General features: G+C 69.0%; 15 protein-coding genes. 8 read left to right on the plus strand and 7 right to left on the minus strand.

The features are described 5' to 3' along the window. Positions 1-289: 289 nt before the first annotated feature. From G3I56_RS15635 to G3I56_RS15650, 4 genes are all read left to right on the plus strand, one after another. The gene (locus tag G3I56_RS15635) at positions 290-1792 is read left to right on the plus strand and encodes an MFS transporter (RefSeq protein ID WP_164409579.1); all 1503 of its coding nucleotides are present in this window, start codon (positions 290-292) and stop codon (positions 1790-1792) included. Between the two features lie 4 nt (positions 1793-1796). Then, positions 1797-2192 carry an SDR family oxidoreductase gene (locus G3I56_RS15640; protein WP_164409580.1) on the plus strand — a complete coding sequence of 132 codons (396 nt, stop codon included), beginning with the start codon at positions 1797-1799 and terminating at the stop codon, positions 2190-2192. Between the two features lie 615 nt (positions 2193-2807). Further along, the gene (locus tag G3I56_RS15645; protein WP_164409581.1) at positions 2808-3248 is read left to right on the plus strand and encodes an Lrp/AsnC family transcriptional regulator; all 441 of its coding nucleotides are present in this window, start codon (positions 2808-2810) and stop codon (positions 3246-3248) included. Positions 3249-3602: 354 nt separating this feature from the next. Next, on the plus strand, positions 3603-6554 hold the full coding sequence (locus G3I56_RS15650) for an aminotransferase (RefSeq protein WP_164409582.1): 2952 nt from the start codon (positions 3603-3605) through the stop codon (positions 6552-6554). Between the two features lie 390 nt (positions 6555-6944). Here G3I56_RS15650 and G3I56_RS15655 read toward each other — a convergent pair whose 3' ends face one another. Beyond that, positions 6945-7508, minus strand: coding sequence for an MBL fold metallo-hydrolase (locus G3I56_RS15655; protein ID WP_164409583.1), 564 nt, complete (start codon positions 7506-7508; stop codon positions 6945-6947). Between the two features lie 48 nt (positions 7509-7556). Next, complete coding sequence (locus tag G3I56_RS15660) at positions 7557-8171, minus strand: TetR/AcrR family transcriptional regulator C-terminal domain-containing protein (RefSeq protein ID WP_164409584.1); 615 nt, start codon at positions 8169-8171, stop codon at positions 7557-7559. A gap of 175 nt (positions 8172-8346) precedes the next feature. On the opposite strand from G3I56_RS15660, the gene G3I56_RS15665 reads away from it, so the two are divergent. After that, the gene (locus G3I56_RS15665; protein ID WP_239134913.1) at positions 8347-10032 is read left to right on the plus strand and encodes an amidohydrolase; all 1686 of its coding nucleotides are present in this window, start codon (positions 8347-8349) and stop codon (positions 10030-10032) included. A gap of 83 nt (positions 10033-10115) precedes the next feature. Continuing rightward, a complete protein-coding gene (locus tag G3I56_RS15670; protein ID WP_164409585.1) occupies positions 10116-11603 on the plus strand; it encodes an APC family permease in 1488 nt (495 codons plus the stop codon). Between the two features lie 462 nt (positions 11604-12065). Here the strand turns inward: G3I56_RS15670 and G3I56_RS15675 are convergent, their stop codons facing one another. From G3I56_RS15675 to G3I56_RS15695, 5 genes are all read right to left on the minus strand, one after another. Beyond that, positions 12066-13031, minus strand: a complete 966-nt coding sequence (locus G3I56_RS15675) for a glycoside hydrolase family 6 protein (RefSeq protein WP_164409586.1) — start codon at positions 13029-13031, stop codon at positions 12066-12068. Positions 13032-13133: 102 nt separating this feature from the next. Continuing rightward, entirely contained in the window at positions 13134-15158 is a 2025-nt protein-coding gene (locus G3I56_RS15680) for a non-reducing end alpha-L-arabinofuranosidase family hydrolase (protein ID WP_164409587.1), read from the minus strand. Positions 15159-16268: 1110 nt separating this feature from the next. Next, entirely contained in the window at positions 16269-17240 is a 972-nt protein-coding gene (locus G3I56_RS15685; protein ID WP_164409588.1) for a CoA ester lyase, read from the minus strand. Beyond that, positions 17230-18447 carry a CoA transferase gene (locus tag G3I56_RS15690; protein ID WP_164409589.1) on the minus strand — a complete coding sequence of 406 codons (1218 nt, stop codon included), beginning with the start codon at positions 18445-18447 and terminating at the stop codon, positions 17230-17232. Before G3I56_RS15690 ends, G3I56_RS15685 begins: the two co-directional genes overlap by 11 nt. Before the next feature lie 182 nt (positions 18448-18629). After that, positions 18630-19556: a LysR family transcriptional regulator gene (locus tag G3I56_RS15695; RefSeq protein WP_164409590.1), complete on the minus strand. Its 927-nt coding sequence runs from the start codon at positions 19554-19556 to the stop codon at positions 18630-18632. A 176-nt stretch (positions 19557-19732) separates the two neighbouring features. Here G3I56_RS15695 and G3I56_RS15700 point away from each other — a divergent pair, with 176 nt between their 5' ends. Both G3I56_RS15700 and G3I56_RS15705 read left to right on the plus strand, forming a co-directional pair. Further along, positions 19733-21172 (plus strand): citrate:proton symporter, encoded by a 1440-nt coding sequence (locus G3I56_RS15700; RefSeq protein ID WP_164409591.1) that lies wholly within the window; start codon positions 19733-19735, stop codon positions 21170-21172. Positions 21173-21542: 370 nt separating this feature from the next. Then, positions 21543-22742, plus strand: coding sequence for a PHB depolymerase family esterase (locus tag G3I56_RS15705; RefSeq protein ID WP_343239949.1), 1200 nt, complete (start codon positions 21543-21545; stop codon positions 22740-22742). The last annotated feature ends 32 nt before the right edge of the window (positions 22743-22774 follow it).

Raw genomic sequence — 22774 nt, forward strand, 5'->3', positions numbered from 1 at the left:
GGCGGATTCTACGGCGTGAGGCGATACAGCCGACAGGCTCACTCCGGGCACCGCACGGCCCGGGCTGGGCCCGCGGACCTGGCGAGTCGCATACCCGCACTCACCCCGCCCGTGAACTACCTGGGCTGTGCCGGAACGCTCTCCGGCACAGTCGACAACAACGCGATCCTCCGGTGGAAGTTCTACGGCGACCGTCGGCAGAACGATCCGCGCCGGAGCGTAAAGCGCCAGGGCAGGGGCACATGGAGGTGGTTCGTTCGCCGAGGTTCGTTCGACGAGGAGGGAGCCCATGTCCAGCGCCACCGCTCCGGCCGGAACCGGCCGTACCATCACCAGCTCAGTACCTGCCCGCCTCGACCGCCTCCCTTGGTCACGCTGGCACTGGACGATCGTGATCGGTCTCGGCACCGTATGGATCCTCGACGGCCTGGAGGTCACGGTCGTCGGCAACATCTCCGCCCGGCTCTCGGAGCCCGGCAGCGGTCTGCCGATCACCTCAGGTCAGGTCACGGGGGTCGCGGCAGCCCTGTACGTGGCTGGTGCCTGCGTAGGCGCCCTCTTCTGGGGCCGCATGACCGACCGTTTCGGCCGCAAGAAGCTGTTCATGATCACGCTGGCGGTCTATCTGGCCGCCACCGCGCTGACCGCGGTGTCCTTCTCGACCTGGTGGTTCTTCGCGTTCCGCTTTCTCACCGGCTTCGGCATCGGCGGCGAGTACGCGGCCATCAACTCGGCGATCGACGAGCTCATCCCGTCGTTCTACCGTGGTCGCGTCGACCTCATCATCAACGGCAGCTTCTGGATCGGCGCGGTCGGCGGTTCGCTGCTGTCGATCGTCGCGCTGAACACCGACATCCTGGCGAAGGACGTGGGCTGGCGGCTGACCTTCGCCCTGGGCGTGGTCCTCGGCCTGGTCATCCTCGTCGTACGACGGCACGTCCCCGAGAGTCCACGCTGGCTGCTGATCCACGGCAGGGAACGTGAGGCGGAGGAGATCGTCTCCTCCATCGAGCGGAGGGTCGAGTCCGAGAAGGGCGAACCGCTTCCGGAAGCCGAGCACGAGATCACCATTCAGCAGCGTGAGACCATCGGCTTCGGCGAGATCGCCCGTACGGTCTTCGCGACCTACCGCAAGCGCAGCGTGCTCGGCTTCTCCCTCTTCATCGGCCAGGCGTTCCTCTACAACGCGATCACCTTCGGTTTCGGCGCGATCCTGACGAAGTTCTTCGACGTCCCGAGCGGCAACACCGGTTACTACTTCGCCGTGATCGCGGTCGGCAACTTCTTCGGCCCGCTTTTGCTGGGCAAGCTGTTCGACACGGTCGGCCGCCGGGTGATGATCTCCTCGACGTATCTGCTCTCAGGCGTGCTGCTGTTCGGCACGGCGTGGCTGTTCGACCGCGGTTCGTTGACTGCGACCACGCTGACGGCCTGCTGGTGCGCGGTACTGTTCTTCGCCTCGGCGGGCGCCTCCAGCGCCTACCTGACGGTCTCCGAGATCTTCCCGATGGAGACGCGGGCCATGTGCATCGCCTTCTTCTACGCCATCGGTACCGCTGCGGGTGGCATCACCGGTCCGCTGGTCTTCGCCGACCTCACCGCGTCCGGCGTGGTCGGGGAGACCGTGCTCGCCTTCCAGATCGGCGCCGGCTTGATGTGCGCGGCCGGGCTCGTCGCAGCGTTCCTCGCGGTGAACGCCGAGCGACGCTCACTGGAGGACATCGCCAGGCCGCTTTCGGCAGTGGCGTCGCCGTCGGCCTCGACGAAGGCCAAGGGGGAAGGCGACGGGTAGGGCTGTGGAAAGCGCGAGGGGTGAGGGATCGAGGGCTGCCCGGTACGGCCGTATCGTCTCGGTCGGCTCCACCACCGGCACGGTCAGCGCGATGCCGGGGCAGGCCACCTACACGGCCGCGAAGGCAGGGCTGCTGGGGCTGTCCCGGGCGCTCGCCCTTGAGGTGGTGTCGTACGGCGTCACCGTGAACGTCGTGGCCCCCGGCTATGTTGCGACCGGCTCCCAGCTGGAGTTCGAGGCGGCGGCCGCCGCGGCGGGCCCGATCGGACGCAGTGCCACACCGGACGAGATCGCGGCTTGCGTCATGTTTCTGGCGCACGAATCGGCGTCGTTCGTCACCGGATCGGCTCTCGTGGCCGATGGCGGGCACGGTCTTCCGGAGACGTGGCCGCGACCGTGAGTCTCGTGCGGCTTCTCGGGGCTTTCTCCGAGGTAGAGACGAGCCCTTGGGGCCAAGTGGCCACTAGGGTCCAAGGAAGACGCCCGGCTTGAAGCGGCGTGGGAGCGCCCGCCCTGCGGAGACCCTCCGAGCGGTGTCGTATCCCGGTGCCGAGCGGCACGTTCGGGCCTGTCGGAGCGACAACGAGAGCCTCGTCGACGGGAGACGGTACGCGCTGCCACGGCACCTGCCGCCCGGCCATCGCGCGGCCCTTGTCGATCCAGAACATCCTGCAGCCCGGCTCGCTCGGCGAGCAGGGCCGCCTGTCGTCGAATCGGTCTGCTTCCGCGTCAACTGCGGAGCCGGAACGTTTGGGGGACATGGCGATCCCGCCCGGAGCCGCCAGGTCGTGCGCCGAACGTGAGTGGCCGGTCGGTCACTGGGTCTTGGCAGGGCCTCCTGGCCGGGGCTTCGGCAGGGCTGTCGGCGAGGCAGGTTCCATGTCCGGTGCCACGTGGCTTCCGAGATTCCAACGATCGATTCGATTCCTTGGGCGATGGATTCGATGGTGAGCAATACATATTGCGCGTGAATCGATTGCATGCTTAGCTGTTCGCGCACCTAGGAGGTGTCCTTATGGACGACATCGATCGGGCCATCCTGCGCGAACTGCAGACCGACGGTCGCATCCCCTACGCCGATCTCGGCCCGAAGGTCGGCCTGTCGGCGTCGGCCGCTCGGCAGCGGCTGCAGCGGCTGATCGACACCAAGGCGGTGCAGGTCGTCGGCGTCACCGACCCGATGGCGATGGGCGGGCAGGCCATGGCCCTACTCGGGCTCCGCGTCGACGGCGATCCGCGGGCGGTGGCCGACGAACTCTCACACCACGACGAGGTCGTCTACGCCGTCTTGACCGCTGGTTCCTTCGACTTGTTCGCTGAGGCGGTCTGTCGCGATCCGCGTGACCTGTTGGACTTCGTCAACGACGTCGTGCGTCCCATCGAGGGCGTGACAGGGGTGGAGAGCTTCCCCTACTTCGGGATTCACACACACCGGTTCTTCTGGAACGTCGGTTGAGCAGCGCCCCAACTGGCTGCCATGCGGCGCAGCCTTTGACGTCGCCGCCGAACCGTGCCGGGCCGCCGAACGCCGATGGGCACCAGAAGATCGACCGCCGCGGTCGTCGAGGGCCAGGAGTACCGCGGTGCGCACCCGAGTGAGGCATCCATGGACTCTGTGGCGGCGGACTGAGGCAGCGAGGAAAACCCTCGACGCTACTGCGGACCTCCAACTCTTTGTTTCTTTGCACCCACTTCAGTGATCCGCGCGATGGCGTGGCCCGCCGCCCTGCATCACCTCTGTCTGATCACGCTCGCCGATCCGCAATGACCGGGCTGTCGCGGGTCAACCAACTGATGAACGGAGAATTCGATGGGCATCTCCTCTGCCGAGTGGCAGGTGGCGCCGATGGTCGCAATCGAGGAGGAGCGGGCCGCAGCCCTCCTCATGGAGCGATTCGGCATCGAGGGGACACTCGAGGATCTGGGCAGCAACCACGACCGCAACTTCAGGGTGCGCACCGGTCTGGATGAGCACGGGTACGTCTTCAAGGTCTTCAACCCGGTCATCGACCGCGCGGTACTGAGGGCGCAGGCCGAGGCCATCGAGCGCCTCGCCCGAGCGCTGCCGGAGCTGCGGCTACCGCGGGCCCGGGTTGGAGTCGACGGGGAGCACATCCAGACCGTCTCCGTGGACGGCCAGGACTACGACTGCCAATTGCTCGACTATGTTCCCGGTGAACCCATCATGGACAGCCGCTATCTGGCTCCGCGGGTGGTGGCGCGGCTGGGAGAGCTGGCCGGAAGCATCACCGCGGCCCTGGAAGGCCTCGACATGCCGACTCCGGACAGGCCGATGCTCTGGGACCTGCGCAACGCCCTCGAAGTCGTCGAGGTCCTGGCCCCGCACATGGTCGACCAGCGAAGGGCCGAGCGTGTGTTGCGAGCCGCCCGCGCGGCACAACAACTCGTGGAGCGGCGCGCCGCGCGGCTTCCCGTACAGGTCGTTCACGGCGATGTGGCCGACAACAACGTGGTGTGCCGGACGGACCTGGACGGCCGCCCCATACCGGTCGGGCTGATCGACTTCGGAGATCTCACACACAGTTGGGCCGTGGCCGAGCTGGCGGTCGCCTGCACTTCCGTCCTGCATCATCACGGAGCCACACCGGCTGCGGTGCTGCCCGCGGTCCGCGCGTTCCACGTCGTACGGCCGCTCGTCGATGACGAACTGGACGTGCTGTGGCCCCTTGTCGTGCTGCGCGGCTGCGTGCTGGTGGTATGCGGGCAACACGCCGCACTGCAGGACCCCGGCAACGGTTACGCCACGGCGGCCCTTGACCGTGAGTGGGCCATGTTCGAGGCCGGTGCCTCAATACCGGCCGAGGTGATGGCGGCCCACTTCCGGCAGGTGATCGGCGAACCCGCCCCGCACAGCGATCCGCCGACCTCGAGCCACCCTCTTCTCCCCGAACTTCCCTCCGAAGCAACGGTGCTCGACCTGTCCGTCACCAGCGACGCGCTGCACGGCGGCGGCTGGCTCGATCCCGACGCGGAGTCCGCCGCGGTCGCACGGGCGCTCGCCTCGGGCGGCACGGCAGTGCTGACCCGGCACGGAGAGTGCCGTCTCACCCGCACACGGGTCGACAGCACGGAGCAGGGCGCCACGCTCGCGCTCGGCGTGGAGGTGCACCTCACCAGCCCGCTGGCGGTCCACGCGCCGTGGGCCGGCACGGTCACCCGGCACGCCGAGCACGGAGTGACCCTGACCGCCGGGGGGCTGCACCTGGTGCTCGACGGGATCAACCCGGCTGTCGCGGTCATCGACGGGGGAGAGGCGGTATCCGGTCAGCAGTTGGGCACCGTCGCCGCACAGGGCAGTCGGTATCGGTTGGATGTGCAACTGTCCCGGCTGGGCACGGGAACTGCACCACGCTTCACTCCGCCAGGGCTGGACGCGGGCTGGCTGACAATGTGTCCTGATCCCACCGGCCTGATCCTCCCCGGGGCGGACCGCCCCGGGGAGGACACGCGCACGGAGCCGGAGAGCGTCCTGCTGGAGCGTCGAGTGAGGTCTTTCGCCACCGTGCAGGAGCACTACTTCGAAACGCCTCCACAGATCGAGCGAGGCTGGCAGCACCACCTGGTGGACACCCGTGGCCGCGGCTACCTGGACATGCTCAACAACGTGACCGTCCTGGGCCACGGTCACCCGCGACTGGTCGAAGCAGTGCACCGGCAGTGGCAGCGGCTCAACACCAACTCCCGTTTCCACTACGCCTCGGTGGTGGAACTGTCGGAGCGGCTGAGCGCGCTCCTGCCGGACGGACTCGACACCGTCTTCCTCGTCAACAGCGGCTCCGAGGCCGTGGATCTGGCACTGCGCCTGGCCTGGGCCGCTACCGGGAGGCGCGATGTCGTCGCGGTGGAGGAGGCATACCACGGCTGGACCGATGCCGGCGACGCCATCTCCACCTCGACGGCCGACAACCCGAACGCCTTGGCCACCCGCCCTGCGTGGGTGCACACGGTCCCCACCCCGAACAGCTACCGCGGCCCGCACCGCGGCCCGGAGTCGCACCTCTACGGCCCCGAGGCTGCGGCCGTGATCGCCGACCTGGTCAGGTCCGGACGCCCGCCGGCGGCGTTCGTGTGCGAGCCCTACTACGGCAACGCCGGCGGAATGGCTCTGCCCGACGGCTATCTCGAGCAGGTCTACGCCGCCACCCGGGAATCCGGCGGTCTCTGCATCGCCGATGAGGTGCAGGTCGGCTACGGTCGGCTGGGCTCCCACTTCTGGGGCTTCGAGCAGCAGGGCGTCGAACCGGACATCGTCGCTGTCGCCAAGGCGATGGGCAACGGCCACCCCCTGGGGGCGGTGATCACCCGGCGCGAGATCGCCGACGCTTTCCGTTCGCAGGGCTACTTCTTCTCATCGGCCGGCGGCAGCCCGGTCAGTTCGGTGGTCGGACTGACCGTGCTCGACGTGCTCCGCGACGAAGGTCTCCAGGACAACGCCCGCACGGTCGGCGCACACCTGCGAACGCGGCTGCTGCGACTCGCTGACAAGCACCCGCTGATCGGCGCCGTCCACGGCAGTGGTCTGTATCTGGGCGTCGAGTTCGTCAGAGACCACGAGACACGGGAGCCGGCGACCGAGGAGACAGCCGCCATCTGCGAACGGCTACGAGAGCTGGGCGTGCTGATGCAGCCGACTTCGGACCGGATGTGCGTCCTGAAGATCAAGCCGCCGCTGTGCCTGACCACGACGAGCGCCGACGTCTTCGTCGACGCCCTCGACGACGTACTCACTCACGGATGGTGACGCACGGTACGGATGTACCTGTCGGCCGCTGTCCTGTGGCACCGATCAGCGGTGGCACCAGGTCGGTGCAGCCAAGTCGGAGCCCAGCGGCGAGAACACCGGGTGACAGTCGCTGACCTGCGTTGTCGCGCGTCGAGCCGACTCTGGCCTCGACGATCCCCGTCCGAGGGCGCCCCGGAAATCCGGGCACCACCCTGATCCGACCTCGGCCTTCCCCCGGTACACGGATGCTGTTGGCGAATGCGGGCCTGTGCGTGACGTCGGCCTCCAAGACGTGGTTGTGGTCTTGGAGGCCGAATTTGCTGTTTGGGGAGGGTCGGCGTGTCGCTGCGGTCGCAGGAGCCTGGGGAGATTCCGGTGGAGACGGTGCGGGTGGTTGCCGACGGCTCGCTAGACGGGCGTCGACGCCGACGGCGTGAAGGGCGCCCCGTGTCCCGGCACGATCAGCGCCGGGCCGAGGGCCAGGACCTTCTCCCTGGCCGCCCGCAGTTGCTCGCGGTCGGGCGCGAAGGGGTCGTCGGCGGGTCCCTCGGCGGTCCACCACAGATGGGTCAGGACCACCAGGCCCTCGGTGGCCGTGACCAGGGTGCTGACGTCCTCGGCGGTGTGGCCGGGGGTCGTCATGAGCGTGATCGACGGCGACAGCTCGTATCCGTCGGCATCGCGGTCCTCCCAGATGTCGTTCTGGTAGATCGCCATGTGGTCGTGGAAGCGGGCTCGGGGGAACAGGGCCGCGTTCAGTGTGTGGTCCGGGTGGTGGTGGCTGAAGATCACGTCGGTGACGTCTTCGGGGTTCAGTCCGTGGTGTGCGAGCGGGTCCAGGATGAGTCGGCGGTCCGCGACCATGCCGGGATCGGCGATCGCGACCGTCCGGCCGTCGACAAGCAGGGTGACGGTGCCGGCCACCCGCGTGTCGGCGTAGCCGGTGGTCAGGACGTGGAAGGCGGCGGTCATGAGGGGCTCCTCGGGTGATGGAGGCGGTCGGGGGCCGTACGGAGCCGGTCACCGGGAAACGAGCTCCCGGAAGCCGGTGAGCAGGGCTCGGAGACCGATGTCGAACGCGAGCTCGGCCCGGCGGTGGTCGGTCGGGGTGTTGTCGAGTACGGCGCTGAGGTGGGGGGCGGTCTCGCGGCTCACGGCGGAGACCATCACCGGTGGCGCGACGAGGTCGAGGGCCGAACCGAGGATGAAACTCTCCAGCGCGGTGATCAGGGGCATGACCTGGCCGGTGGCGAAGCCGGCGGTCAGCAGCAGCTCGGCGACCTTCTCGTACATCGCGTGCATGAAGGGCTCGGCCAGCGGGGCTGTCGCCAGCAGGGGCACCGCCCCTGGGTGGGTCGCGAAGGCCGTGCGATAGGAGCGGGCCCATGCCTCCAGGGCCTGCTCCCAGGGCTGTGCCGAGTCCCAGGCGTCAGGGCCGGTCTCCAGGGCCAGCTCTTCCCGCATGAGCGAGATGATCTCCTCGCGGCCGGACACATGGTGGTAGAGCGCGGAGGGAGCGACTCCCAGCTCCCGGGCCAGGGCGGGAATGGTGAGGGTGCCCTGCTCATCGGCGATTCTCAGCGCTGCCGTGCCGATGCGCCGACGGTCCAGCAGAGGGGTGCGAGGCCTTGGCACGTGGGCTCCTCTTCGTATGTCTCCCCGCCGGGCGGCGGCACCGCCGCTCGAGGCTGTCACGCGAACTTTACCGAATGAATTTCAGTAAAGAGCTTCCCGACCGTTCGGCTGACGCCTACATTACCGAAACCGAATCAGTTTCAGTTTGTTTGCCGGACTCGTTTGCCGTACTCGTTTGCCGTACGACGGAAAGGACGCCGCCGCCATGCAGGCCGACATCGTGTTCACCGGAGGGACCATCAGGACCGGGGCCGCCGAAAGCCCGATCCTCGACGCCCTCGCCGTCACGGACGGCAGGATCAGCGCACTCGGGGCGGAGGCGCTCGCCGCTCGCGGCGGCAGCACCGTCGTGGTCGACCTGCGGGGAGGCGCCCTGCTGCCGGCGTTCGGCGACGGGCACGTGCACCCCGTGATGGGCGGCTTGGGCCTGCTCGGAGCACCGGTCCGCGAGTGCACCTCCGTGGAGGGGATCGTCGAGGCCGTACGGAAGTGGGCCGACGAGCATCCCGAGGCCGAGTGGGTCACCGGCGACGGTTTCGACGCCTGGCTCGCCCCTGACGGCCGGTTCGACGCCCGCTGGCTGGACGCGGCCGTCCCCGACCGGCCCGTGTTGCTGCGCACCATGGACCACCACACCGCGTGGGTGAACAGCGAGGCACTGCGCCGGGCCGGGTTCACCGCCGCCACGCCCGACCCGGCCGGCGGGGAGATCGTGCGCAGGGAAGGCTCCGTCGAGCCGTTGGGCACCCTGCGCGAGTTCGGCGCCCTGCTTCCCGTCCTCGGCCTCGTTCCCCAGCCGTCCCACCAGGCGCACGTGGACGCGCTGTGCGAAACCGCCGCCCGATTCGCCGCCGCCGGGGTGACCTGGGTGCAGGACGCCTGGGTGGAACCGCAGCACGCCGAGGTCTGGATCACCGCGGCGACCAACGGCCCGGGGCTGCCGGTCCGTGCCGACCTCGGCTTCTTCCTGGGACCGGAGCAGTGGCGTGAGCAGCTCCCCGGACTCGCCGCCAGGCGCGAACGCGTGGAGGGTGCCGCCCCCGGGCTGCTCACCGCGCACACCGTGAAGTTCTTCGCCGACGGGGTCATCGAGTCCGGCACGGCCGCTCTCCTGGAGCCCTACACCGACTGCCCGCACTCCCACGGCATAGCCAACTGGACACCGGGCGAACTTGCGGAGGCCGTCACCGCGATCGACGCCCTCGGTTTCGAGCCGCACATCCACGCGCTCGGCGACGGCGGTGTCCGGGTCGCCCTCGACGCCATCGAGGCAGCGGCCCGCGTCAACGGACCCCGCGACCGCCGTCCGGTCGTCGCCCACGCGCAACTGATCGACCCCGCCGACCTGCCCCGCTTCGCCGAACTCGGGGTGATCGCCAATCTCCAGCCGCTGTGGGCCCAGCCCGACCGGCTGATGACCGACCTCATCCTGCCGAAGATCGGCCCGAAGCGCGGCGCGCGCCAGTACCAGATCGCCGCTCTGCTCGCCTCCGGCGCACGCATCGCGTTCGGCAGCGACTGGCCGGTCACCGACTACGAACCGCTGCGGGGCATCGCCACCGCCGTGACCCGCCAGACACCCGAAGGAATCCCCGAGGGCGGCTGGCTTCCCCAGGAGCGGATCGACATCGCGACCGCCCTGGCCGCCTACTCCGCAGGCTGCGCCCACCAGGCGTTCGAGGAGAAGGAATGGGGCGTCCTGCGCCCCGGAATGCGCGCAGACCTGGTGCATCTCGCCGCCGACCCGGTCGAGACCGCTCCCCGCGACCTCGCGGACCTGCCCGTCCTGGGCACCTGGCTCGCCGGCCGGCGCACGCACGGTTTCTACGCTCCCTTCCCCGTTTCTCCCGGAGGACGGTAGCCGCACGGCGCCTTCCGCGGCCGAACCGCTCACCAGGGTCAGCACCACTCACCTGTCACCTCACGCAGCACGCGGAGACCCTCATGACCGAGCCCCAGACTTCCCACGCGCCCCAACAGCCCCCAGCGGCTGCCGGGACGGAGCCGACCGGCCATCTGCAGCGGGCCACGCTCGGCGTCACCGACATCGTCTTCTTCGTCGTGGCGGCAGCCGCCCCCCTCACCGTGATGGCGGGTGTCGCCCCGCTCGCCATCCTCTTCGGCGGCATCGGCGCCCCGGTCGCCTACCTGACGGTCGGCATTGTTCTGTGCCTGTTCGCGATCGGTTTCACCGCCATGACGCCTCACATCCGCAACGCGGGCGCGTTCTACTCGTACATCGCCCGGGGCCTCGGCCGCCCTGCCGGACTCGGAGCGGCACTGCTGGCGGTGTTCTCCTACAACGCCCTGCAGATCGGTGTGTACGGCGCCTTCGGCTTCTTCGCCGCCGGTACCGCGAACGACCTCCTGGGCGTCGACCTGCCCTGGCCGGTCTACGCCTTCGCCGGGATCGCCGTGGTGTGGTTCCTCGGCTTCCGGTCGATCCATGTGGGCGCCAAGATCCTCGCCGTCCTGCTGATCGCGGAGACCGCCATCCTGGTGCTGCTCGCCGGCGCGATCCTCCTCAAGGGCGGCTCGGACGGACTGAGCCTGACCTCCTTCGCCCCCTCCAACGTCTTCACGTCGAAGATGGCCGCACCGCTGGGCCTCGCCACCGCCGCCTTCATCGGCTTCGAGGCCACCGTCCTCTACCGCGAAGAGGCCCGGGATCCCGACCGTACGGTGCCTCGCGCCATGTACCTGGCCGTCGGCTTCCTCGGCCTCTTCTACACGTTCGTCGTCTGGGTCATCGTCCAGGCCTTCGGCGACGACAACGCCGTCGGGGCCGCGGCGCAGAACCCCGCCGAGATGTTCTTCACCGCCATGACCCGCTACGTGGGCGACTGGGCCACCGACCTCCAGCGCGTCCTGATCGTCAGCAGCCTCCTGGCCTCTCTGCTCGCCTTCCACAACGCCATCACCCGCTACGGCTACGCGCTGTCCGTCGAGGGGGCCGCGCCGACGCCGCTGGGCCGCATCCACCCCCGGCACGGCTCGCCCTGGGTGTCCGGCGTCGCACAGACCGTGCTGGCGGCCGTCGTCACCGCCGTCTTCGCCGCGATCGGCGCGCACCCGTACAACGAGTTCCTGCTGTGGGTGAACACCCCCGGAGTGGTCGGCATCCTCGTGCTGCAGACGCTGGCCGCCTGCTCCGTGGTCGCCTTCTTCCGCCGCAACCCCGGTGTCGGCGGGGCGGGACGCCTGCGCACGGTCGCCGCACCCGCGACCGCCGCACTCCTCCTGGCCGTGATCACGGGGCTGGTCTGCACGCGCCTCAATCTCTTCACCGGCGCCCCGCCCGCCGTCAACTGGATGCTCGCCGCGCTCACCCCGATCATCTTCACGATCGGCGCGGTCCTCGCGATGCGGCTCCGCCGCAAGCGGCCGGAGGTCTACGCGAAGCTCGCCACCACCGACGTCGAGTCCGTGTGACCGACGGGCAGACCCCGTCGCGGGACGAGAGATCCGCGACGGGGCCACCGAGCCCGCAGGAACAAGCCGAGAGCCCGATGGCAGCACCACCACGGACACCACCCGCTACGGAAAGTCGGCCACGTCGGCCTGGGACGGGATACACCCCGGACTCACCCACCGCGACCCTTGGCCGGAACACAGGTGGGAGGAACTGCCCGTCCTGCACGGCACGTTGGTCAGGTCGTAGGCCGAGTCGAACGGCAGGTCCGCCACGCCAGGCCCTGGGCGGGAATCAGACCATGAGCGGGATCTGCCCCGACAACCGGGCCACCCGTCCGACCGGACGCATGGCCCTCTGCCTCGCCAGTCTCCGACTGGCCGGCCCCGTCCGACGGCCGGTGACAGCGCCGCGGCGCCCTACCCCGCCGGGCCCGCCGCGCCGCGCGACGGGTGGCGTCGGTTCCAGGCGTCCCAGTCGGATCAGTAGCCGTAGATCATCTTGTAGGCGACCTCGGGGAGGAACTGGCCGGCCGAGGAGCCGTTTCCGACGCCGCAGTTGCCGTCGGACTCGCCCGGAACCTTGATCCACAGGAGCATCTCGGCGCCTCCGCCCAGCTGGGTCGGGGTGCCGATCTTGCGGCCCGAGGGGTTGCACCACTGGCCGTTGGAGCCGTTTCCGTTGCGGCTGGTGTCCACGACGAACGGCTTGGTGTAGCCGTACCGTGCACGCAGTTCATTGTTGACGGCGTTGCCGTACGCGGTGTTCTCGCCCGTGGTCAGGTAGTTGGAGATGTTGAGCGAGAAGCCGTGGGCCTGTCGGAGGCCTGCTTCGTTCAGGCGCTGGGCCATGGTCGCCGCGCTCGCCCAGGCCGGGTTGCCGGAGTCGAGATAGACCCAGGTGTTGGGGGCCTGGCGGTTGAACTCGGCGAGGGCGCCGGTGAGCATGGCCCTGCGTTCGTTGATCTGGGCCTGGTTCATGCAGCCGTAGTCCCCGAGGGAGTCCGGTTCGAGGACGACGACGGCCGGTCGGCCGGCGATCCCGCCCGCGAACTGGGCGATCCAGTTCGCATAGGCGGACGCCGAGGAGGCTCCGCCCGCGGAGTGCCCGCCGCAGTAGTCGCGGTTGTAGATGTTGTAGGCGACAAGGACGGGCAGCTTGTCCCGGGCGTCCGCGGCACCCACGTACGCGCCGGTGGCGTTGCCGATGGTGCCGCTCCAGGAGCCGAACCAGCGGGCCGTCGGGGTGTTGGCGATGGAGGCGTTGATCGCGGACGTCCGGCCGTCGCCGGGGTTGGCGGCGGCCCACCGCTTCGCACTGGAGTCGGGGTCCGCGTAGAACCCGTTGGTCATGGTCGTCGGGTCCGCCGCGTGGGCGGACGGTGCGGCGGCGAGCGCCAGCGGCAGTGAGGAGAGTGCTGCTATCAGGGCGAGCAGTCTGCGGCGCATGACGGTACCTCGGTTCTCTGACAGGGATACGTCCGGTGGTCGGTGGTCGGTGGTAGGGGTGGGGAGCGCTGCCGTCGGAAGCGCTCCCCACCGCTCAGTCGGTCAGCAGGTCGAGTTGGTCTGGGTCAGGAGGCCGAGCCGCCACGGGAGGAGGTTGTAATCGCCGCCCGCGTTGGGATTCAGGCCCTGGTAGAGGTACTGGAGCCGGCACGAGGGGATGGTGAGCGTCTGGTCGTAGCCCGCGCGGATCATCTCGCCGTGGCTGACGTCCCGGGTCCAGGCGCCCGCGGGGAAGCTGACGTTGTTCGCCCGGGCGAAGGGATTTCCCTCGGACGCGGCGAGCTGCGTCCAGGAGCCGCCGAGGCCGGTGGCGGTCCAGGAACGGAAGTAGCGCCGCCCGTCGGAACCGATCGCCTCGACGAGGAGCAGGTACTGGTTGCTGCCCTGCACCTTGTACACGTTGCTCGCTTCGAACAACGCGTTCCTGGAGTCCTGCATCGCGATGACGGTGTTCGTGAACCCGTTCGGGAACTGGCCGACGGTCGTCTGCGAGCGGTACAGGTGTCCGTTGTCGTCGGACGAGAACAGGTAGCAGTTGGCGCTGTCGCAGATCACCCACATGTCGACCCAGTAGCCGTTGCCGATGTTCTGCCGGATGATGTCCGGCATCGACGAGTAGAAGTTGCGCGGGGCGCTCCACCCGTTGGGGTTGCTGATGTCGGGGTTGGTTGAGTACGAGGCGTTGCCAGTCTGGTAGACGAGGTACCACAGGCGTTGCGGCGCGTTGTAGAAGACCTCCGGTGCGGCCCGGTAACCGGACCCGATGGCGGTGCGGTCCAGGTAGTGGTGGGTGGCCGAGCCGGCCTGGGACCAGTCGCTGAAGTTCAGGTAGACCAGGTTGTAGCCGGAGGAGCTCGCGGTACTGGCGAACACGTGGTACTTGCCGTTGTACTGGACGACCGTCGGGTCCTTGAGGCCGGCGATGTTGTGCGACGCGTCGGACTTCGGCCCGATCAGGGCGCCGCTGGAACTCCATGAGTACCTGTTGGGCAGGGCGGCGGCGTCGGGGGCGCTGCGGGTGGTGGCGGGCGTGCCGCCCAATGTCGTCAACGTCGAGTTGTACGCCGACTTCTTGTTGCCGTTGCGGTCGAACAGCAGCGGGTTCTCGTTGCCGCGCCAGGAGTCGCTGTCACGGATGCCCCAGACCGTGATGCCGGTACAGCGGGCCACGTTCATGCAGGCCCTGACCGTGTTCGCGTACGCGTTCGGCGACGCCTGCGCGATGTCCAGTTCGGTGATCTGGACGTCCACGCCGAGTGCGGCGAAACTCGAGATCGTCGTCTGGAAGCTGCCGGGCGGACCGCCGGCGCCTAAGTGGGCCTGGAGGCCGACGCAGTCGATGGGTACGCCGCGTGCCTTGAAGTCGCGCACCATGCGGTAGACGCCCTGGGTCTTGGCGGCGTTCCAGTCGTCGATGCTGTAGTCGTTGTAGCAGAGCTTGGCCCCCGGGTCGGCCGTCCGGGCCGTGCGGAACGCCTCTTCCAGGAAGCCGTTGCCGAGCACGTCCCGGAAGACCGAGCTGCGGAGCTGGCCGCTGCCGCCGTCGGCGAAGGCCTCGTTCACCACGTCCCAGGTGTGGATCTTTCCCCTGTAGTGGTTCGCCACGGTGTTGATGTGGTTGTTCATCACGGATCGCAGGGTGTTCGCGTCCCTGATGGAGCTGACCCAGCCGGGCAGTTGGGAGTGCCACACCAGGGTGTGGCCACGCATGCGCTGACCGTGGGACAACGCGCGGTTGACGATCTGATCGCCAGGGCCGAAGTTGAACGAGCCACGGGACGGCTCGGTGGCGTCCCACTTCATCTCGTTCTCGGGCGTGACCATGTTGAACTCACGGTCCAGGATGCCGGTGTACGTGCGGTCGCCGAGCCGGCCCGCGGCCACGGCGGTTCCGAAGTACCGTCCGGACTGGGCCGCTTGGGCGCCCAGGGTGGAGGCCCGAACCGTGTCGGTCGCGGCGGTCGTGCCTGCCGCGCCGGTCGCGGTGCCGGGTGTCGCCAGGGCGGTCGCGGCCAGCAGTCCCAGGATCGAGGCGCGGCGAGAGCCGAGCCGTTTGAGCGGGTTCATCGTTCTCCTCGTGGGGTGGGTGGGGGGTTGTGTGGTGCGATCGGTGGGCCTCTTCAGGGCGTGGTCAGCGCGAATCGCGTGACGCGGACGGCGCCGCCGAGAGTCTGGGTGGCGTGGGTGAGGAGGGCGAAGCGGCAGCCCATGAAGAACTGCCGGCGTCGCCCATGGTGAAGGCGGGCCCGAGGTGGGTGAAGTCGATCCGGCCCCGCCTGTGGAAGGTCCGGTTGCTCCGCCGAAAGGCCGGCGGCGACGCCCATTTCCCTGGAAACAGGGCGTCGGCGGTCAGGCCGGTGGCGGCCGGCAGTGCGCGGCTACGGGACACGACGTGATGGGTCCATGACATTTGCACGCGTGACGTTCCCCTTCTGTGGCCCAGCCGACGATGGTTGGAGCTGCCCAGAGGTGTCCTGCTGGTTCGTGCGGAGCGGCTGCTCTGTATACGAGATGTCGAACGCGAATCGGCTTGCCGAGCATTCTGGATGATAGAAGGCCGGTGAATCCCGTCAATACCTCTCGCATGAATCGATGATGTCTTCGAAACATTCGAAGATGTTTGATCCCATGTCATCGCAGGCCAGTTGCCCGGATGATGTAGATGCGCCACCTCCGCTACGTCTGTAATGGCCGGATCGTGGAGGCAGTGCGGTGATGGGTGTTGACATGCTCGATGGTCTCCTTGGTATTGGTGAAGCCTTCGGTTTCCGAACGGCTCGCGAAATTTCGAACCGCCTTTCACTCTTCTGTCCGTGTCGATGACGTGAAATCGATCTTGGCGTCACCCGGCCCGGCGCTGACTCCGCCTCTGGGAAGGTCGCGCGGTTCGCGCGCTCGCCGGCGGTACCGTGCCCAGAACGCGGCATGAAGTACCTCGTGATCACGGCCGAGCACCATGAGGGCTACGCGCGGTACTGGACAACGCCAACGTCGATACGGAGGGGAGCACTGTCATCCAGTGGTCCGCCGACGGCGGCTCGGCTCAGCAGTGGAACATGGCCAAGATCGGCTGAACGCACCGGGGGACGGGCCTCCGGTCCGGCCCCCGACTCATGCCGGGGGAGGGTGATTGTCCGTCAGGGGACGCTGAACGTCGCGGGCCCGAGGTCTCGACGCCTAACCCGCAGGTGCCACGCGAACCTGTGCCGCGTGTCGTTCGAGCACAAGGCGGGCCGTACAGGCCATGGCCTCGTCGACCATCTCACCCTGGAAGATCACGGCACCCGTCCCGTCCCTCTGCGCCGCCTCGACCGCCGCGATCAGCTCTGCGCAGCGGGCCAGTTCGGCGGGGCGGGGAGAGAACACCTCGTTGATCACGGGGACATGGGAAGGGTGGATCGCCATCATGCCCTCGTAGCCGAGGGAGCGGTTCTGCTCGGCGAAGGCGCGCAGCCCCGGCAGGTCACCGATGCGCGTCCACAGTCCGCTGACCGGGCACGGCACTCCGGCTGCCCTGGCGTCCAGCAGAACGCGGGAGCGCAGTGCCACCGTTTCGGTTCCCTCAGTGCTCCAGCGGTAGCCGACCGCGCGTTCCACGTCGCCACCGGGGGCGCTGAGAGCGCCCAAATAGGCGATACGCGAGGCGGCTCGGGCGATGTCGTAGGCCTCGCGCAGGCCGCGCGCCGTCTCCAGCAGGGGCACCAGGGCGACCCGTCCCGGCGGCAGGCCCTGTTCCTGTTCGCACCAGCCCAACACGCGGTCGGCAAGCCTCACGTCCTCGGCGGAGCGGACCTTGGGAAGGACGACACCGGCGAGCCCGGGCCGTACGACCGCCCGCAGTTCCTCGGCCCCCGCCCAGTCGGCCAGCGGGTTGACGCGGACGAACAACGCCATCCGTCCCGCCTGTTCGGCCGACGTGGCGGCGGCCCGTGCGACGGCGTCGGCCACCTGTGCGCGGGCCGTGAGCTTGTCCGCGGTGGGCACAGCGTCCTCCAGGTCGAGGACGGCCGCGTCGGCGCCCGCCGCCCGGGCCTTGGGCAGCCAGTCGGTTCTGGTGCCGGGGACGAAGAGCAGGGAGCGCAGCGGGGGCCGGTCGACCACTGCCGCGCCCACCTCGGCAGGGCTCTTCGACGACTCCCTAGATGACATCGCTCTTCTCCAGGGCGGCCAGCTCGTCCGCGCTCAGTCCGAGCCACTGCCCGTAGACCAGGCGGTTGTCCTGCCCGAGGGCGGGCCCCGTCCGCCAGACCCGCCCGGGGCGCTGCCGGAAATGCGGGATCACCGCCTGCATACGCACCGGCCCGAGATCGGGGTCGTCGACAGTGACGATGTCCTCGCGTTCGGCGTACACCGGGTCGGCGGCGATGTCCGCGGCGTCGAACACCCGTGAGGCCACGACTTCGGCACGGGCGAACTCCTCCAGACACTCTCGGGTGACGCGCTGCGCCACCCAGTCCCGCAGGTTCTCGTCCAGCTGTTCGCGGCGGTCGTACTGTTGCTCGGCCGTGGTGAACTCCCGTTCGGGAAGTCCCAGCAGGCGGACGATGTTGCGGACCGAACGCAGCGTCGCGGAGGTCACCGTGATCCACTCGCCGTCGCGGGAGCGGTAGGTGTTGATCACGGCCCCCGGGGCGACCGCCAATTGGTTGCCGGAGCGTTCGGGAACCTGTCCCAACTGGTCGTGGACGATGACCTGCCACTCGACCAGACGGAACAGGGACTCGAAGAGGGCGAGGTCGATCCACTCGCCGTCGAATCCGGGGTCGTGGTCGCGTCGGTGGAGGGCGGCGAGGACGGCGTAGGCGCCCATCAGGCCGGTCACGGCGTCGCCGTGCGAGAAGCCGGTGTGCACGGGCGGGCCGTCGGGAAAGCCGGTCAGGTGGACGACTCCGCTGCGCGCCTCACCCACCTTGCCGAAGCCGGGGGCGTCCGCCTGAGACGAGGTGGCGCCGAAGCCGGAGATCTGCAGCAGCACGGCCCGGGGGTTGATCCGGTGCACGGAGTCCCAGTCGAGCCCCCAACTGCGCAGGCGTCCTGCGCGCAGGGTGACGATGACGACGTCAGCCCAGGCCACGAGCCGGTGGGCGACGAGCCGGCCGGCCTGGTGGTGCAGATCGAGGGTGACCGAGCGCTTGTTGCGGCCGGCGACCTTGAACCACAGGGGAACACCGTCACGTTGGGGCCCCATGGCACGGGCCGCGTCTCCGGCGCCGGGGGGCTCCACGTGTACGACGTCGGCCCCCTGGTCGGCGAGCATCGAGCCCGCCAGTGGACCGGCAACCACATGGGCGAACTCGACCACTTTCAGCCCGCGCAACTGCCCGCTCCCGGTGATGTTCCGTTCGTCGTCCGACACCGCTGAACTCCCTTGCCCTGCGTATCGCGTGAGTCCCGACAGCGTCGTCCGCGTTGGTGCAGCGGGGCCGTCGCCGTTGTCCTCAGACTGCCGGAGGGCGGAAATGCCTGTCGAGCATCAGAAGGCCATCAATCAATGCGATAAACGCATGAATTGAGGGAGGTTGGTACTGGTACGCGGTCTCAGGCCCACGAGACCCCTGGCGGAAGTGGACGCTTCTGGAGGCGGAACTCTTCCAGCGTCTCCAGGAACCGCTCCGTCACGGTGGGGAGCGTTCGTCGAGCGCGCACCGCGATGTCCAGGCGCCGGTCCACCACGGGGTCCACAAGAGGTCGGCAGACGACGGGTCCGGCACCCATCAGCGGGAGCACGAGGGCGGGCATCGCCGACACCCCGAGACCGGCGGTCACCAGTCCTCCCACGGTCGCGATACTGCCCGCCTCCGCCGCCGGGGCCGCGTGCGCGTCGATCTGGGCGAACGCCGCGTCGGTGAGCCGGCGCACGCTCGAGTCGCGCCCGACGGCCAGGAACGGCCGGCGAGCCAGGTCGTCCCAGGTGATCTCGTGGCGGTCGGCGAGCGGGTGGCCTTCCGGCAGCACCGCGACGAAGCGGTCTCTGACCAGGGGGCGGTGCTCCAACTGCTCCGGCGGGTTGCCGACGGTGGTGATCGCGAAGTCGGCGTCGCCGGACAGGACCCGGGCCAGTACCGACCGCTCCAGGCCGTCGAGAAGTCGTACCGCCACCTGTGGCCGCCGCTCACGGAAGTCGGATATCACCCGCGGCAGGAGCACCGCGGCGACGGAGGGAAGGGTGGCCACGGCGACCGTTCCCGACTCGCCGAGCAGGTATCGCCTGAGCTCCTTCATACCCGCCCGGTGAGCGGTGACGATCTGCTGGGCGACACGCAGTGCCTCGACGCCTGCCGCGGTCAACTGCACGTTGCGGGTGTCCCGTTCCAGGAGCTGGACGCCGAGTTGTCGCTCCAGATCCGCGACGGCGCGGCTGAGCGAGGACTGGGACACGTGCATCTCCGCGGCGGCCGCGGTGAAGCTCGCGGCCCGCGCTACGGCCGTGTACGCCGCGAGTTGACGCAAGGTGGTGGCTTCCATGGCGGACGAGCATAGGGTGCTCCCGCTGGGATTGATGCGCTTAACGCATGGACAGATCTCGGTTTGATGCTGGACACCGATCCGCCAGTGCTCCGAAACTCTCGCGTAACACCTCGGCTCGCCTTCCCCCCCGCCCACCGCCGCCGAGGGCCATCCCCGAGAAAGTGAGCGCCGCCATGCCGGCAGCCCTGGGCTTCGCCACGATCGCCGTCCTACTGCTGCTCACCATGACCAAACGCGCCTCCGTACTGGTGGCTCTGATCCTGCTTCCGGTACTGGCGGCGCTCATCGGCGGTTTCGCCGGCGATCTGGGCGAGTTGATTCTCGGTGGATTGTCCAAGGTGGCCCCCACCGGCATCATGATCGCCTTCGCGGTCCTGTACTTCAGCCTGATGGTGGACGCCGGGCTCTTCGACCCCCTGATCCGCGGTCTGTTGCGTGTGGCGCGGGGCGACCCGTTGCGGATCACCGTCGCCACGGCCGTCCTCACGCTGTGCGTGGCCCTGGACGGCGACGGCGCCTCCACCTTCCTCATCACCGTCTCCGCACTGCTGCCGGTCTACAAGCGGCTCGGTATGAACCCCTTGGTCCTGTCCGGAGTGGTGTGCCTGGGCGCGGGCGTGATGAACATGGTCCCCTGGGGTGGCCCGACCGCACGCGCCATGGCGGCGCTGAAACTGGACAGTTCCGAGGTCTTCAACCCCGTGCTGCCCGCGATGGGCCTCGGCGTCGCCTGGGTGCTGGTGGCCTCGTACCTGCTCGGCCGCCGGGAACGCGACCGCCTTGCCGCGTTGTCCCCGCCGGGTCCGGCCACGGACGGGCGCGAGGGCGACGACGAGCGGGACGACCGTGAACCCGCCGCTGCGACGACGGCCTCGGCGACCACGGAACCCGAGTCGAGCCGACACATCACCCCCGCGACGGCAGACGGGGGACGTCAGGCACTCCGGGCTCCCGGGGACGGGCCCGGCACCGTCCGGGTCCCGCCCCTGCCGCGGACCTGGCTGAACATCTTCAATCTCCTGCTCACCATCGCCCTCGTGGTCTGCCTGATCCAGGAAGTACTGCCGCTTCCGGTGCTGTTCGTCCTCGGGTTCGCGATCGCGGTGCTGGTCAACCACCCCACCTGGGAACAGCAACAGGCGCTGCTCGACAAGCACGCCAAGAGTGTTGTCCTGGTCACCACGATGATCTTCGCGGCCGGAGTCCTCACCGGGATCCTCACCGGCACCAGGATGCTCGACGAGATGGCCGAGACGCTCGTCTCCGTCGTCCCCGACTCCTTGGGCCCGCACCTGCCCGTCGCGGTGGCCGTCACCGGCATGCCGCTCAGCCTGGTCTTCACCCCGGACGCCTACTACTTCGGCGTACTGCCCGTACTCGCTGAGACCGCGCAGGGCTTCGGCACGGACCCGGCCGAGGTCGCCAGAGCTGCCGTTCTCGGCCAGATGACCACGGGGTTCCCGCTCAGTCCGCTCACCGCGTCCACGTTCATCCTGGTCGGCATGAGCGGTGTGGCGCTCGGTGAACACCAGCGCTTCATCTTCCGCTGGGCCTTCGGCACCACCCTGGTCATGACTGCAGGCGCCCTGCTGACCGGTGCGTTCCCGCTGTGACCGGTGTCCCGGACCTGAGCGCACTCCCCGCCGACCGCAGGGTCCGGGCAGCCACCGTACATGCCTTGCAGGCCTCCAACGTGCCGCCCGCTTCGGGTAATCGGGGACAGGGCGAACACCTCCACACACGCCAGGCACCCGGTACGGGTGCCCCACAGGACCGAGACGAGGACGCATGAGACGGATCACCAGACGTACGGCGCTCGCAGTCACAGCGGGTGCGGTCGCGGCGCCGGCCGTGAGCGTGGCAACCGCCCAGGCCGCCGACACCACGGCAGCCACATCCCAAGCTCGACAAGCTGCCTCCGGGCGTAATCCGGTCCTGCGAACGGACCTTGTCACGCGGGTGACGCCGAGGAACAACTGGCTGGTGACAGCCGTCGCCCTCCAGTACTCGTATCGCATCGACTTACGCGGTGGGGTGATCCCACCCTCGGCCTTCCAGGTCAAGGCCACCGTCGGCGGACAAACGGCGGCTCGCACGGTGATCCGGGTCTACTCCAGCACCACCGCCGACGTGGACGACCGATCTCAGCCCGGACGGCCGGGGGACCGCCTGATCATCGAACTCGACCCGAACGACTCCAACGCGTGGGCCGCGGGCACCGACCCCCTTCCGCTGGACCGCGCCTACTCCGTCAGGCAGGTGGCGGACGTGCACACCCCGGAAGGCGAACCAGTGCTCAGGGCTGGTCCGTTCGCGAGCCGGAACGACGATGTCATCACTCCCGTGGTCGACGACTTCGCCGCCGGTTCCTACACCGACTCCGCAGGCTTCGAACTGGACTTCCGGCTGTACCGGCCCGAGGGACTGGTACGGAACCCGCAGACGCGCAAGCGGTATCCACTTGTCGTCACCCTGCACGGCGGTGGCGAAGTCGCGGACAACAACATGACCCAGCTCACCTCCAACCGGATCGCGGTCACGTTCGCCGAACCGGAACGACAGCGCCGCGACCCCGCGTTCGTCCTGTCGCCGCAGATCCCCCTGCCCCGTCCCATGGACGGACCCGACGGCACGGACTGGACCGACGCCAAGGTCCAGGCCGCTCTGATCGAACTCATCGACACCTTCGTGAGCGAGCACTCCCGAAACGTGGACACGGCCCGGCTCTATCTCGTGGGCCTGTCCTCGGGTGCGCGCGGTATCTACAGTCTGCTGGCGAAGCGCCCCGACGTGTTCGCGGCAGCCCTGCCCACGGCCGGCTGGGGCGACGCGGCCACCATGGAAAGGATCACGCACATCCCGATCTGGGCGGACCACTCCGTCGACGACCCGGTCGTCCTCTACCGGGAGGGCCGGTTCGGCACCCCCGGCACCTGGACCCTGATGAACGCGCTGGAGACCGCCGGTACCCGGGTCAGCCGTGGGGAGTGGGCGAACGATCTGCCGAAGGCAGAGTTCGAGGCCCGGTCCCGGGCGCTCCTACGGCAGGCCCGGGCCACGCGCAGCCACGTACTGTTCACGAGCTACCCGCCCGGAACGACACCGGTGAACCCACACCTCGCATGGGCCCAGACGTATGAGAACGACGTGGTCACCGACTGGCTCTTCGCACAGTCCCGGTAGCCGCCGCACGCGACGCCCCTTCCGTTTCCTTC

Source organism: Streptomyces sp. SID12488 (assembly GCF_010548275.1).
Lineage (GTDB): Bacteria > Actinomycetota > Actinomycetes > Streptomycetales > Streptomycetaceae > Streptomyces.